Annotated in this window: 12 protein-coding genes; 7 read left to right on the forward strand and 5 right to left on the reverse strand. The window is 63.8% G+C overall.

Annotated elements, in window-relative coordinates:
• Window positions 1–6: 6 nt before the first annotated feature.
• Both AC0J5K_RS22220 and AC0J5K_RS22225 read right to left on the reverse strand, forming a co-directional pair.
• Window positions 7–975 (reverse strand): ABC transporter permease, encoded by a 969-nt coding sequence (locus tag AC0J5K_RS22220; protein WP_074837889.1) that lies wholly within the window; start codon window positions 973–975, stop codon window positions 7–9.
• 98 nt (window positions 976–1,073) lie between these two features.
• The gene (locus AC0J5K_RS22225; protein WP_283638772.1) at window positions 1,074–2,654 is read right to left on the reverse strand and encodes an ABC transporter substrate-binding protein; all 1,581 of its coding nucleotides are present in this window, start codon (window positions 2,652–2,654) and stop codon (window positions 1,074–1,076) included.
• Between the two features lie 188 nt (window positions 2,655–2,842).
• Here AC0J5K_RS22225 and AC0J5K_RS22230 point away from each other — a divergent pair, with 188 nt between their 5' ends.
• The gene (locus AC0J5K_RS22230; protein WP_158499073.1) at window positions 2,843–3,565 is read left to right on the forward strand and encodes a GntR family transcriptional regulator; all 723 of its coding nucleotides are present in this window, start codon (window positions 2,843–2,845) and stop codon (window positions 3,563–3,565) included.
• 54 nt (window positions 3,566–3,619) lie between these two features.
• On the opposite strand, the gene AC0J5K_RS22235 is transcribed toward AC0J5K_RS22230, so the two are convergent.
• Window positions 3,620–4,201: a L,D-transpeptidase gene (locus AC0J5K_RS22235; RefSeq protein ID WP_048535889.1), complete on the reverse strand. Its 582-nt coding sequence runs from the start codon at window positions 4,199–4,201 to the stop codon at window positions 3,620–3,622.
• A 209-nt stretch (window positions 4,202–4,410) separates the two neighbouring features.
• Here AC0J5K_RS22235 and AC0J5K_RS22240 point away from each other — a divergent pair, with 209 nt between their 5' ends.
• Entirely contained in the window at window positions 4,411–5,796 is a 1,386-nt protein-coding gene (locus AC0J5K_RS22240; protein ID WP_274590871.1) for a hypothetical protein, read from the forward strand.
• Between the two features lie 19 nt (window positions 5,797–5,815).
• Here the strand turns inward: AC0J5K_RS22240 and AC0J5K_RS22245 are convergent, their stop codons facing one another.
• Window positions 5,816–6,526 (reverse strand): DnaA N-terminal domain-containing protein, encoded by a 711-nt coding sequence (locus AC0J5K_RS22245; protein ID WP_420398460.1) that lies wholly within the window; start codon window positions 6,524–6,526, stop codon window positions 5,816–5,818.
• 369 nt (window positions 6,527–6,895) lie between these two features.
• On the opposite strand from AC0J5K_RS22245, the gene AC0J5K_RS22250 reads away from it, so the two are divergent.
• Window positions 6,896–8,206, forward strand: a complete 1,311-nt coding sequence (locus AC0J5K_RS22250) for an AAA family ATPase (RefSeq protein ID WP_139211457.1) — start codon at window positions 6,896–6,898, stop codon at window positions 8,204–8,206.
• Window positions 8,203–9,231 carry a ParB/RepB/Spo0J family partition protein gene (locus tag AC0J5K_RS22255; RefSeq protein ID WP_274590873.1) on the forward strand — a complete coding sequence of 343 codons (1,029 nt, stop codon included), beginning with the start codon at window positions 8,203–8,205 and terminating at the stop codon, window positions 9,229–9,231. The genes AC0J5K_RS22250 and AC0J5K_RS22255 overlap by 4 nt, the downstream gene beginning before the upstream one ends.
• 34 nt (window positions 9,232–9,265) lie before the next feature.
• On the opposite strand, the gene AC0J5K_RS22260 is transcribed toward AC0J5K_RS22255, so the two are convergent.
• The gene (locus AC0J5K_RS22260) at window positions 9,266–10,237 is read right to left on the reverse strand and encodes a LysR family transcriptional regulator (RefSeq protein WP_274590874.1); all 972 of its coding nucleotides are present in this window, start codon (window positions 10,235–10,237) and stop codon (window positions 9,266–9,268) included.
• Window positions 10,238–10,376: 139 nt separating this feature from the next.
• On the opposite strand from AC0J5K_RS22260, the gene AC0J5K_RS22265 reads away from it, so the two are divergent.
• The 3 genes from AC0J5K_RS22265 (at window position 10,377) to AC0J5K_RS22275 (ending at window position 13,362) form a co-directional block, all read left to right on the forward strand.
• Entirely contained in the window at window positions 10,377–11,396 is a 1,020-nt protein-coding gene (locus AC0J5K_RS22265) for a TRAP transporter substrate-binding protein (protein ID WP_274590875.1), read from the forward strand.
• Between the two features lie 79 nt (window positions 11,397–11,475).
• Window positions 11,476–12,018 (forward strand): TRAP transporter small permease, encoded by a 543-nt coding sequence (locus tag AC0J5K_RS22270; RefSeq protein ID WP_420398461.1) that lies wholly within the window; start codon window positions 11,476–11,478, stop codon window positions 12,016–12,018.
• 3 nt (window positions 12,019–12,021) lie between these two features.
• Entirely contained in the window at window positions 12,022–13,362 is a 1,341-nt protein-coding gene (locus AC0J5K_RS22275; RefSeq protein WP_048535736.1) for a TRAP transporter large permease, read from the forward strand.
• The last annotated feature ends 11 nt before the right edge of the window (window positions 13,363–13,373 follow it).

Here is a 13,373-nt window from a genome sequence, read left to right on the forward strand (position 1 = left end):
CCTCCTTCACGCCCGCACCGAGAGGCGCGGATCGATGGCGAAGTAGAGAAGATCGACGATCATGTTGATCGCCACGAAGACCAGCGCCACCAGCACCAGGTAAGCGGACATCACCGGGATGTCGGCAAAGCTCACCGCCTGGATGAACAGCAGGCCCATGCCCGGCCACTGGAACACCGTCTCGGTGATGATGGCGAAGGCGATCATCGAGCCCAGTTGCAGCCCGACGATGGTGATCACCGGCATCAGGGTATTGCCGAGCGCATGGCCGAAGTGCACGGCGCGGTTCGACAGGCCACGGGCGCGGGCGAAGCGCACGAAATCCGATCGCAGCACCTCCATCATCTCGGCCCGCACCAGCCGCATGATCAGCGTCACCTGGAACAGCCCCAGCATCACCGCCGGCAGGATCAGCGACTTGAGCCCGCTCACGGTCAGGAACCCGGTGGACCACCAGCCGATGTCAACAGTCTGGCCGCGTCCGAAGCTGGGCAGCCAGTTCAACCAGACCGAAAAGATCAGGATCAGCAGGATGCCGGTCACGAAAGTCGGCACCGATATGCCGATCAGCGAGGCGACGTTGAGTGTATTTGCCAGGAAACCCTTGGGATGCAGCGCCGCATAGATGCCCATCGGCACCCCCAGCAGCAGGGCAAAGACCGCCGCCGCCAGCACCAGTTCGAGCGTGGCCGGCAGGCGTTCGGCGATCATCTCCGAAACCGCGCGCTTGTTGCGGTAGGAAACGCCGAATTCCCCCTGCACCGCGCCGGTGACGAACTTGGCGAATTGCGTGGTCACGGGCTGATCGAGGCCGAGCTGTTCACGCAGCACCTGGCGATCCTCGACAGAAGCATTTTCGGGCAGCATGGAGTTCACCGGGTCGCCGATGAAACGGAACATGGAAAAGGCGATAAGGGCGACGGCGAGCATGACCAGCACGGATTGCATCAGCCGTCTGAGAACGTAGGCGATCATCGTGGAACCTCCACTTTGCGATCAGGGTGTCACGGGGGACTGTCAGAAATCGTCGCAGGCCCACGCGCAGGATGCACGCGGGCCCGCTCCGGGGAGGATCAGTCGATGGTGGCGTACCAGAGCCGCGGCTTGTTGTCGGCGGCGGCGGGGATGTTCACCCCGTCCCGCACCGCCCAGGCCAGCGGCTGCTGGTGCAGCGGGATGATGGCCACGTCGTCGCGGGCAATCTTCAGCGCCTCGGTCATCATCGCGGTGCGCTTGTCGGTATCCAGCTCCACCGCGACCTTGGCGGTCAGCGCGTCCAGTTCGGCGTTGGAATAGCGACCGGGGTTCCAGGCCCCCATCCGCTCGCCCGGGGTATGCAGCAGCGCCGAGAGCACCGAATAGGTGTCGAGCATCGGCAGGGTCGCCCAGCCCACCATGTAGACATCGGAGCCGCCGCCCAGCACCTTCTCGAAGTGTTTCGACGGGGTCTGCGACGACAGGTTGGCCTTGACCCCGATCCGCGACCACATCGAGGTGATGGCCTGGCAGATCTCCTCGTCGTTCACGTAGCGGCTGTTGGGGCAATCGAGCCCGACCTCGAAGCCGTCGCCATAACCGGCCTCGGCCAGCAGCGCCTTGGCCTGTTCGGCATTGGCCGGCGGCAGCACGTCGAGCGCCGCGTCATAGCCCGGCACCGGCGGCGCCACCAGCAGCGCCGAATTGCGCGACATGTCCCGCATGATCTTCTTGCGGATCAGCTCCATGTCGATGGCGCGCCAGAGCGCCTCGCGCACCCGGCGATCCTGCAACGGGTTGGCATCGGTGAGGTTGGAGTTGTGCAGCTTCTCGGTCTGGTTCATGCCCAGCATGATGGTGCGCAACGCCGGCGCGATGATCGCCTTGGCTCCGTCAGAGCGGTTGATCCGGTCGATGTCTTGCAGCGGCGCCGGCATGATGAAATCCAGCTCGCCCGAGAGCAGCGCGGCAATCCGCGTGGCATCCGAGCCGATCGGGCTGAACTCGATCCGGGTCAGGTTGTGTTGCGGCTCGTCCCACCAGTCTTCGTTGACGGTCAGCACGGTGCTGGCGTCGGGCTGGCGGCTTTCGAGAATGAAGGGCCCGGTGCCGTTGGAATTGGCCACCGCATAGTTTTCGCGGCCGCCGCGCATGTCGGCGGGCAGCAGGGCGTCATTCTCCTCCATCCATTCGCGGTCGAGGATGTGGATGTTGGTCAGATAATTGAGCACGATCGGATCCGGCCCGGTGAGGATCAGGTCGACGGTCAGGTCATCGACCTTTTCGACCGAGGCCATCGAGGGGATGTTGCTCTTGACCGGCGAACTTTCATGCGCAGCGCGCTCCAGCGAGGCGACGACGTCATCTGCGGTGAAGGGATTGCCGTTGTGAAAGGTCACACCCTCGCGCAGCGAAAAGCGCAGGCGGGTCGGTTCGACGAATTCCCAGGACGTGGCCAGCGCCGGCTCGACCTCGAGGTCCTGATTGTAGCGCACCAGGCCTTCGTAGACGTGGTTGAGAAAACCGATGGTGTTGCTCTCGGTCATCGAATGCGGGTCCATCGCCGCGATGTCGGAGGAATCGGCCATGCGCAGGGTGTTCGCGCCAGCGGCTCCGGCCAGAAGCGCTGTCAGCGCGCCAACGGCGATCCCGGTTTTCAGGCGAGTGGTGAGGGTCATTCAAAGTCTCCTTGTTGATGTGTCGGGTCCGATTCTGACGTCGGGTTAGCTAGATCGTATACAATCTTCGTATGCGATCAAGCTTTTTTCTACCGTTCAAAAATTGTATACATTTTGCCGGCGATCCGTGCTAAACGCTTTGAAGGCATGTCGCGCGGTTGAAAAAACTGGCTGTGGAAGGGATTATGATGAGCAAGGGATTGACCAAAGCCCCCAATGGCACCGCGGCCAAGACCCGCGAATCAATGGACCCGAACCAGATCTACACCCGAATCTTCGACGCCATCGTTGACCACAAGCTGCTTCCCGGCACCCATCTGAAAGAGGACGAGCTCTGCGATCTGTTCGGAGTCGGGCGCACAAGGATTCGCACCGCGCTGTCACGGCTGTCGGGGGATCACGTGATCGAATTGGTCGCCAATCGCGGTGCCTTTGTCGCGCGCCCCTCGGTCGAGGAAGCGCGCGAGGTGTTTCGGGCCAGAAGGGTGATCGAGGGCCATCTGATCCGCCGCGCCGCCGACATGCGCGACGACGCGATGCACAGTGCGCTGAACGATCATCTGCACACCGAGGACGCCGCCCGCGCCGCCGGCGACGCCGCGCGGGTGATCCGCCGCTGCGGGCGCTATCACCAGGTGCTGGCCGATCAGGCCGACAGCCCGATAATGGCGCGCTTCGTGCGCGAGCTGATTGCCCGGTCATCGCTAATCATCGCGATCTACGAAACCGGCCATCACGGCGATTGCGAGATGGACGAACACCGGCAATTGTCGGAACTGGTACTGCAAGGCAAGGGCGAGGCGGCGGCCGATTTGCTCGACCGGCACCTGACCGGCATCGAGGACCGGCTCGACCTCAAGCCACAGGGCGACCCGGCCAGCGACCTGCGCGCCAGCCTTGGGTTCGGCTGAGCCGCGGCGGGCCCCTGCCCTGCCCGGCTGACCGCCGGACGCGAGCGTCAGGCCTCAGGCAAAGGGATACAGCACCACGCGGGTGTCCATCGGAACCTGGTCGTACAGCTCGATGATCTGCGAATTCACCAAACGGGCGCAGCCGTTTGACACCCGGCGGCCGAGCGTGTCGGGATCGTTGGTGCCATGGATGCGCAGAAAGGTGTCGCCGCGCTCCGGCGTGAACAGATAGAGCGCGCGGGCGCCCAGAGGATTGTCGATCCCGCCGGGCATGCCGTCCTTGTACTTGGCGTATTTCTCCGGCTCACGGTCGATCATGCCGGGGGTCGGCGTCCAGCTCGGCCATTCCTTTTTGGCCCCGACATAGAATTCGCCCGACTCGTAGAGCCCGGGCCGGCCCACGCCGACGATATAGCGCATCGCGTCGCCGCCGGGCAGCGTCCAGTAGAGCGCGAATTCGATCGGATTGACGTGGATTTCGCCGGGGGCAAATCCCGGACCCATGCGCACCAGACGCGGCAACATGGCCTCCGGCAACTCATGATCCTTGACCTCGGCTTCATGCGCCTTGGCCACTCCGGGCAGCGACATTGCCGCCAGCCCCATCCCGGTTTTCAAAAGTTCGCGTCGGTTCATAGCTGTGCCTCTCGTCCGTAGTCTGCGCGCAATTTCGCGCCTTGTCTCGGGCTCAACCACTTTTATAGGCCCTGGTTCCGATCACATGAGATCACATCCCTGCGCGAGCGGTCCGGCCAAAACCCGCCGCGATCTCTGGACCTTGGCGGCGCGGCTTCGTAACAGTTGGGCGACGCGGCGCGGCCCGCGCAGCCAATCCCGGAGCCCGCATGACACCGAACTCCCCCCTCGACCGGGCCGCCGCCGTCCTGCTGGCGCTGCTCGTGCTGCTGACCGGGCTGGTCGAATGGCGGGTGCCCGCAGCCGAAACGCCGCGTGCCCTGGTGGCGGCGGCGGTGGTGGTCCTGCTCGCACCGCGCATCCGCGCCTCGCGGCTGGCCTTCGTGGCGGTCGGGCTGGGGCTGACGCTCTGGACCGGTGCCGTTTCGGACAATTGGGCGGCGGTTCTGGCCCGGGGCCTTGCCTCGGCCGGATTCATCGGCGCCTTCTTCTGCGCGCTGGCGACCCTGCGCAGCATTGCCCAGAGCTCGCCGGCGATTGCCGACGCCGGGCGTTACCTGGCCTCGCAGCCGCCGGGCCGGCGCTATCTGGCGCTGAGCCTCGGCGGCCACATGTTCGCGCTGCTGCTGAGCTATGGCGCGATCGCGCTGCTTGGCGGGCTGGCCACCTCTGCGGCCGCGGCAGACAGCGACCCGGTGATCCGAGGCCACCGCAGGCGGCGCATGCTGCTGGCGATCCAGCGCGGCTTTGTCTCGACGCTGCCCTGGTCGCCGCTGGCGTTTTCCATGGCGATCACCACCGTGCTGATCCCCGGCGCAAGCTGGCGCGATGCAGCCCTGCCCGGCATGGTCTCGGCGCTGATCCTCGCCGGGCTCGGCTGGGCGCTGGACACGCTGCTGAAGCCGCGGCTGGCCGTCCGCCCCCCACCCCGCCCCATCGAGGGCTCGTTCCGCCGGCTGACGCCGCTCTTTGTGCTGCTGGCGCTGCTCGGGGTGTCGGTCGGCGGGCTGCACCTGCTGACCGAGGTGCGTATCGTCGGTGTGGTGCTTCTCGTGGTGCCGCTGATCTCGCTGGTCTGGGCGCTGTTGCAATATCGCGGCGCTATCGCCGCCCCGGCGCGGCAATTCCTCTTTACCGACCTCCCCGGCTATCGCGGAGAGATCGTGTTGCTGATGATGGCCGGCTATATCGGCACGCTCGGCGCGCCGCTGCTGGCGCCGATCATGGCCGGGCTGGGGCTTGACCTGGGGGTGATGCCGCCCTGGCTGCTGCTGGTCTCTCTGGTGTGGATCGTTCCGTTGCTGGGCCAGCTTGGAATGAACCCGATCCTCGGGGTCACCCTGATTGCGCCGCTTATCCCCGAGGCCGCGAGCCTGGGTGTCACCCCGGCGGCGCTGGTCACCGCGATTGTCGCCGGTTGGGCCATTGGCGGCATCTGTTCGCCCTTTACCGCCACCACCATCCTGACCGGCAGCTTCGGCGGTGTCAGCCCGCTGCATGTCGGCCTGCGCTGGAACGGGCTCTTCGTGATCACCCTCGGGCTGGCGCTGAGCCTCTGGACGCTGCTCTATGCTTTCGTGCTGGCCCCGGCCTGACGCGCGGCATCCCACGGTGTCAGGCGCAGATCTCGATCCGCCTGAGATCGGGGAATTCCATCTGCGCGGTGCCCAGGAGCAGCCGCTGATGATGGGTCTGAACATACCGCGCCTGAAACTGCGACGGCGCCCGAAGCGTCAGCACGCCGGCCTCGCAGGCCCCGGGTGTAAGCGCGGCGAACCAGCTTCGGTGCAATGCCGGTTCGAGCTGCGCCAGCCGCGCCAGCGTTCGCGCCCAGGGACCGCCCTGCCCGGCGGGTGGATCGATCTGCTGCGGTGGGTCCGCCGGTTGGGCCGCCGCGAAATCGACCTGTGTCACCGTGGGCGCTGCGGGTGGCGGCCCCTGGTGCGCCATCCGGTCGGCGTAGTCCGGGCCGACCCGATCCCAGACCGGCGCGCTCAGCCGGTGGATTTCGGCTATGTTGAGCCGGTAGGCGGCCACCCTGCCTCGCACCCCCGGTCGAAGCTGAAGCAGGATCGATGCCGCCGTCAGCCGCTTGATCTCGCGTTTCACCGTCCGTTCATCGACCGACCAGAGCCGCGCCATTTCGCGTTGCCCGACGGTCAGCTCGTTGCGGCCCCAGTTGTAGCGTGCCGTCACCAACGCCACCAACCGCAGCATCGAGGTCTGAAACCCGGGAGAGCCGCTCAATCCCGCCACCGACAGCGCAGTCAGAAGATCGTACTTCTGTGACCCCGCCTGTGGCCCGGTATACCGCTTTGCATCCATATCTGCCCACTCTTTGCCTCCGGGATCGTCTCTCTGTCCGATTCCCGTTCTGGTGTTGAGTGTTCACTAATCCCGTTTTTTGTCAACAACGAGTTAAATACGGGAACGCTCTCTGAAATCCTGAAAATAAAGAAATAGAAGGTATATTGGTATAGGGGGACACTCAGTTGTCACCTTATTGCCCGCTGTCTGTCACCCTATATCCTGCGATTGGCATCACGGTGTCACCCAATTCGTTGCAGGTTCTCCACAAATTTCCCGTTTTTCCCGGCGCTTCCGGCAAAAATCGCGATTTCGGGATTTCTGCGTTTTGCGCTTCGGTAAAATCCGGTTATTCAGGCTTCAATAGCATAAAACGCGAGTGAGGTCATGCGAGATCATTCCAACCTGCAATCGATGAACGAACGAAGCCTTGCGCAACAGGCGGCGGTCCGCAAGGCGACCTTCTCTCCGGGCGAAGAGAAAATCCTGCGTCCGTTCTCGATCTGGGAAATCAGCCAGTTCATGTTCAACGTGCCTGCCGATACCTTGCGCAAGAAGCTGGCCGACGACCCGTCGCTGCCGCAGGGCGCCACCGAAGAGGACGGCCGGCAGCGCTGGTTCTCGCTGGCCGAGATCAACGAGCTGCGCCGCCGCATCCGGTTTCGCGGCAAGACCCTGCTGCCCAAACGCCCCGGCGGCCGAGCGATGCGGGTCGCGGTGTCGAACTTCAAGGGCGGTGTCGGCAAGACGGTGGTGGCGCAGCACCTGGCCAATGCCGCCGCGCTCGACGGCTACCGCGTGCTGGTGGTCGATTTCGATCCGCAGGCGACCCTGACCCATTCCATGGGGCTGGTCGAGGTCAAGGAATGGAACACCGTCTGGGGCATCATGTGCCGCGATCTCTGCCGCGAGGCCGACCGCATTGCCGCCGCCTATGACGACCCCGCCGATTGCCCCTACCCCACCGCCGACGAGCTGCCGGAGGATGTGCAATCGATCGGCGCCCAACGGGTGCAGGATTTCATCCAGAAAACCGCCTGGCCCACCATCGACATCATCCCCTCTTGCGCCAATGCCGCCTTTGTTGAATTTGCCAGCGCGCAATATCGCTCGATGCACAAGGCCTGGAGCTTCTTTGGCTGCGTCGCGCGATATCTGGACGAGTTGCCGGACGACCAGTTCGATCTGATCATCTTCGATTGCCCGCCCGCCATCGGCTATCAGTCGCTGAATGCCGCCTTTGCCGCCGATATCCTCTATATCCCCTCCGGCCCCGGCTATTGGGAATATGACAGCACCACCAGCTTTCTGGGCCAGCTCGGTGATGCGCTCGAGGATATTTCGGAGGGGTATGCCAGGATCGCCCAGGACGCCGGTATCACTCTGCCCAAGCAGTTCGATGACATCCGGCTGCTAATGACCCGTTTCGAGGCGTCGAACCCGTTGCATGTCGCGATGATGGAGGCGTTCCGCAATGTCTTTGGCGCCGACGTCTGCAACAACGCCATCGAGATGACCCGCGCGGTCGAGCAATCGGGGCGCTTTCAGATGTCGGTCTACGAACAGGATTATCGCCAGATGACGCGCGAGACATGGAAGCGCGCGCGCCAGTCGTTCGATGCCACCTATGACGAGTTCAAGGAGGTGGTGCTGCGCGCCTGGGAGCGGCGCGAGGCAAAAGAGGAGGTTGAGGCATGAGCAAGAACAAATTCGGTTTCGGCCCGATCGAGACGCCGGACACCCCCAAGCGCAAACGCGAGGTCGGCCCGATGGGGGCCGCGGTGCGCGAAGCGGCCGGATCGCTGGCCGAAAGCACCGAGAGCCTGGTCGAGCAGCGCCGGCAGAATGCGTCCGACGCCAAGGAATGGCGCCGGGCGCAGGGCGAGGGCCGGGTGCTTGTCGAGATCGCGCTCGGTGACATCCAGACTGACGCCCTGCCGCGTGACAGGCTCGATCTCGACGCGGTGGCCGCCTCGGACGAGATGGAGGAACTCAAGACCTCGATCCGCGAACGCGGCCAGAAGGAGCCGATCGAGGTCTTTGCCGTCGCCGGCGGCTATCAGCTCAAGAAAGGCTGGCGACGGCTGACCGCGCTGCGACAGCTTTACAAGGAAACCGCCGACGACCGCTTTGCCCATGCGGTGGCGCGGGTCGATGACGGCGCGGTGAACCGCATCGATCTCTATATCGACATGGTCGAGGAGAACGTCATTCGCGAAGACCTGACCTTTGCCGAGATGGCACAGGTGGCGATCATCGCGGCGCGCGAGGAGGGGCAGGCGGCCGCCGATCTGGTCAGCCGGATCTATGCTTCGCTGCACAAGATGAAGCGCAGTTATATCCGCAGCTTCGTCTTCCTGCTGGACGAGCTGGACACGGCGCTGAAATTCCCCAAGGCGGTGGCGCGCAATCTGGGGGTCGAGGTGGCGCGGCGGTTGCAGGGGGCGCCCGATCTGGCGCCGGCCCTGCGTGCGGATCTGGCAGAGGCGGAGACCGCCGAAGAGCAGACCGCCATCCTGCGCCGCTTTGCCGATGGCACCGCCCAGACGCCGCGCAAGCCGCAGGCTGAGAAAAGCGTGAAGTACGAATTTCACGTCGGCAGCACCAAGGTGACCGCCCGCAAGGGCGAATGCCGCATCCTGTCAGAGATCGATTTCTCGTCGGTCGATCGCAAGCGGCTGCAACACGCGATCGAGGCTTTCGAGGCCGCGCTGAACCGGTAACCCGCGGGTTACCACAGCGACCGTAACCCATGGGTTACCCGCAACGCCCGCCCACATTGGCGGGCGTTCTGCTTTGCGGGGCAGGGGATCCGGCGGGATAGGTTTCGCGCAGCACATCGAGGAACACCCGGGTCAGCCGGTTCGGCTCGGGTGCGCGGCGGGTGGCGGCGGCAAAGGAGGTGCGATAGTGAATCTGGTCTGGCAGCACCCGGCGCATTTTGTCCTGCTGCTCGAATTGCTCGGCCATATGGGCCGGGATGAAGCCGACGTATTGGCCCGACAGCACCAGCATCGCCAGCATCATCTCGTTCTGCACCACGGCCCGGGACCGCATGTTCAGTGATTGCCCGACCTGGAGGTTGGGCGAGTTGAACGAGATACCAGCATATCGCGCGCCACGCACCGTTTCCAGATCGAGCGCCTCGGGTGCGTCAAAGAACGGGTGACCGCGGCCGCAATAGAGGTACATGTCCTCGCCATGCACCGGCATGTAATCGAGACCGGGCAGGGGGCGGTGACGGGCGATGATGCCGATATCGAGCTGTCCCTCCTGAAGCCGTGCCTCGATAATGTTGGGCGGCAACATCGACAGGTCTAGATCGACATCCGGCGCACGGTCCGAAAACAGCCGCAGCGCATGGCTCAGCCGCGCCTCGGGGTTGGAAATGCTCTGATCGAAGGCGGCGATGCGCAGTGTGCCGACCAGTTTTTGCCGCACCTCGTTCATCCGGGTGCGAAAGTCGCGGACCGATTCCAGCAGCGCATCGGTGGCCGTCAGAACCTGCGCGCCTTCGTCGGTCAGGAAAAACCCGGCCGGCCCCCGGTTGCACAGTCGAAAGCCAAGTCGTGTTTCCAGGTCGGACAGGTGTTTCGAAATCGTCGAGCGCCCGGTGTTCAGCTCGGATTCGGCGGCCGAGATGCCGCCGCATTCCGCCACCGTCTTGAAAATCCGCAACAGTTTCAGGTCGGCATTGCCGATCTGCGGGATGAGCATCTGTCGGGCCATGGTAATGTTTCCAATTTATGAAACCATACTTTCAATCTGGCACATTTTTGCACGCATTGAAACGCCCTATACCGGCCCCATCGTGCTTTGGGACAACGAACCCCGAGGCGGGAAATTTCAACTGCCTCGGGAGGATGGCATGACTTTCATTGGAAAACTGGCGCGTTTCGGCACGGCGGTCTCGCTGGCGGCGCTGATCGCGGCGGCTCCGGCCTCGGCCAAAAATTTCAAGATCGCGGTCGGCGATGGCGCCGGCGGCACCCAGGAAGCGCTTGGCAAGGCCTTCGTCGCCGCGCTCGAGGAAAATACCGGCGGCGCGCATACCGGCACGCTGTTCCTCAACGGCCAGCTTGGCTCCGAGCAAGACACCGTCAATGACGCCGCCATGGGCCTGCTGGATTTCTCGATCCTCGCGATCAACAACGTCACGCCGTTTTCGCCCAGCGTCGGCGTGCTGACCCTGCCCTACATGATGCTGAGCCTCGAGGATGCCGAAACCCTGACCCAGGGCCCGATCGGCCAGGAGCTGGTGGAAAACACCCTGCGTGACAGTGGCGTGCGCATCCTCGGCTGGGCCTATTCCGGCTTTCGCGTCCTCACCAACTCGAAGAAACCCGTGACCACCGTCGCCGATCTTCAGGACCTGGTGGTGCGCGTGCCGAAAAATGAGATCATGATCGCCACCTACAAGGCCTGGGGTGTGAACCCGACGCCGATGGCCTGGTCCGAGACGTTCGCCGGCCTGCAAACTGGCGTGGTGGACGGTCAGGACAACCCCTATATCACTGTTTACTCAATGAAATTCGACGAGGTTCAGAGCCACGTCACCAATCTGCGCTACCTGTTCTCGATCGAGCCGCTGATCGTGTCGGAAGCGGTGTTCCAGGGCTTGTCGGAAGAGGAACAACAGGCCGTTCTGGACGCGGGGCAGGCGGCCACCGAATTTTCGGCCCAGTATCTGCGCGAGCAGGAAGAGCAGATCAAGAACGTGCTGGTCGAGCGCGGCATGCAGATCTCCGACCCCGCAGACGGCGAGCAGGAGTTTATCGATCTCGCCACCAGCGAAGTCTGGCCGCAGTTCTATGATTCGATCGGCGGTGTCGAAAAGCTGAACGAGGCGCTGGCCGCCATCGGCCGCGATCCGGTCGCCACCAACTAACCCGGTTCCCCTCCCCAAACCGGCCGACCGGACGGGGAAGCGCAGACCCGCGCTTCCCCGAACAGGACAGGAGTGCCCCATGCTGGCCCGCATCTTCAACAATCTCGAAAGCCTCATCTGCCGCACGCTGCTCAGCGGCTTCGTGCTGCTGCTCTTCGTTCAGATCGTGGCGCGCGAGGTGTTTGGCTATTCCTTCTCGTGGATCGAGGAACTCAGCGTCTACATGTTCGTCTGGTTCGTGTTCTTCGGTGCCAGCTACGCGGCGCTGAAAGGCGCACACAACCGCGTCACGTTTCAGTTCCGATTCCTGCCGCGCCGCCACGTGAAATGGATCGAGGCCTTTGCCGATCTGTTCTGGGTGGCCTTCAATGTCACCTTCGTCTGGCTGTCCTACGACTTTGTCTTCAACAAGATGAACAAGTTCTGGAAAAGCCAGACCCTCGGGATCGAGATGAAATGGGTCTATGTGGTGCTGCCCGTGGCCTTCACCCTGATGACGATCCGCATCCTTCAGGTGAATTACATCAAGCTGGTGCGCGGTGATGACGTGTCCGACCCCGACCAGATCGACCTCGACGCCATCCAGGCCGAAACCCCCGCAACCCGCGTGCAGGAGGCCTGAGCGATGGAAACCGAAATCACCACCCTGCTGTTCGGCTCGTTCCTGCTGCTTCTGATCATCGGCGCGCCGATCACCGTGGCGCTTGGCGTCTCGTCGCTGGTCTCCTTCGTCGTGCTGGGCGACAACCCGATCAAATTCGTGCAGATCGCCTTTACCTCGGTCGGGTCGTTCCCGCTGATGGCGCTGCCCGCCTTCATTCTGGCCGGCGCGCTGATGGAGGCCGCCGGCATCTCGAAGCGGCTGATCAATGTCGCCGAGAGCTTTGCCGGGCCGTTCACCGGCGGCATTTCCGCCGCCACCGTCATGGCCTGCCTGTTCTTTGGCGCGATCTCGGGCTCGGGCCCGGCAACCACCGCCGCCGTCGGCATGCTGATGATCCCGGCGATGATCCGTCGCGGCTATGACAAGGGCTATGCATCCGCCGTCACCGCCTCGTCCGGGGGGCTTGGCATCGTCATTCCGCCGTCGATCCCGATGGTGATCTTCGGCATCGCCGCCCTTGGCATGGTGCCGCCGCCCGAGGCCGTGGCCGAACATGGCACCTTTCAGTCGGTGTCAATCTCCAAGCTCTTCATCGCGGGGTTCGTGCCGGCCTTCCTGATCGCCTCGTCGCTGCTCTTGATGAACTTCCTGCTGGCCCGCAAGCGTGGCTATTCCGGCAATGCCGAAGGCTGGTCGATGCAGACCATCACCACCCAGCTTTACAAGGGCTTCTGGTCGCTGATGGCGCCGCTGGTGATCCTGGGCGGCATCTACACCGGCTTTTTCACCCCGACCGAGGCCGCCATCGTCGCCATCGCCTATACGCTCTTTGTCGGCGTCGTGATCTATCGCGAGCTGACCTGGAAATCCCTGTTCCAGTCACTGGAAGCCACCACCTGGCTCACCGGTCGGGTGCTGCTGATCCTCTTCACCGCCACCGTCTTTGGCCGGCTGCTGGTGGAAAACCAGATCCCTGCGATGATCGCCGAGTCGATGCTCGATCTCACCTCGAACATCTATGTCATCTGGGCGCTGATCATCTTCTTCCTTCTCTTCGTCGGCATGTTCATGGAGACGCTGGCCACGATCCTGATCCTGGTGCCGGTCATGCTGCCGGTGGCCTACAGCGTCGGCATCGACCCGATCCACTTCGGCGTGGTCATGGTCTGCGCGCTCGGCATCGGCTTCCAGACCCCGCCGCTGGGCGAAAACCTCTTCATCGCCTCGGGCATCTCGAACATCTCGATCGAGGAAATCTCGCTCCGGGCGCTGCCCTTCGCCGCGATCAACACGATCACCATCTTCATCATCGCCTTCGTGCCAGAGCTGTCCCTGTGGCTGCCGCGGCTCCTGGGCTACTGAGCGGGGCAGGG

The sequence above is a fragment of the Marinovum sp. E3 genome, assembly GCF_055755275.1.

Excerpts from the sequence above, each read along its gene's own strand:
- AC0J5K_RS22220 (WP_074837889.1), bottom strand. The coding sequence starts at position 975 with ATGATCGCCTACGTTCTCAGACGGCTGATGCAATCCGTGCTGGTCATG.
- AC0J5K_RS22225 (WP_283638772.1), bottom strand. The coding sequence starts at position 2,654 with ATGACCCTCACCACTCGCCTGAAAACCGGGATCGCCGTTGGCGCGCTG.
- AC0J5K_RS22230 (WP_158499073.1), top strand. The coding sequence starts at position 2,843 with ATGAGCAAGGGATTGACCAAAGCCCCCAATGGCACCGCGGCCAAGACC.
- AC0J5K_RS22235 (WP_048535889.1), bottom strand. The coding sequence starts at position 4,201 with ATGAACCGACGCGAACTTTTGAAAACCGGGATGGGGCTGGCGGCAATG.
- AC0J5K_RS22240 (WP_274590871.1), top strand. The coding sequence starts at position 4,411 with ATGACACCGAACTCCCCCCTCGACCGGGCCGCCGCCGTCCTGCTGGCG.
- AC0J5K_RS22245 (WP_420398460.1), bottom strand. The coding sequence starts at position 6,526 with ATGGATGCAAAGCGGTATACCGGGCCACAGGCGGGGTCACAGAAGTAC.
- AC0J5K_RS22250 (WP_139211457.1), top strand. The coding sequence starts at position 6,896 with ATGCGAGATCATTCCAACCTGCAATCGATGAACGAACGAAGCCTTGCG.
- AC0J5K_RS22255 (WP_274590873.1), top strand. The coding sequence starts at position 8,203 with ATGAGCAAGAACAAATTCGGTTTCGGCCCGATCGAGACGCCGGACACC.
- AC0J5K_RS22260 (WP_274590874.1), bottom strand. The coding sequence starts at position 10,237 with ATGGCCCGACAGATGCTCATCCCGCAGATCGGCAATGCCGACCTGAAA.
- AC0J5K_RS22265 (WP_274590875.1), top strand. The coding sequence starts at position 10,377 with ATGACTTTCATTGGAAAACTGGCGCGTTTCGGCACGGCGGTCTCGCTG.
- AC0J5K_RS22270 (WP_420398461.1), top strand. The coding sequence starts at position 11,476 with ATGCTGGCCCGCATCTTCAACAATCTCGAAAGCCTCATCTGCCGCACG.
- AC0J5K_RS22275 (WP_048535736.1), top strand. The coding sequence starts at position 12,022 with ATGGAAACCGAAATCACCACCCTGCTGTTCGGCTCGTTCCTGCTGCTT.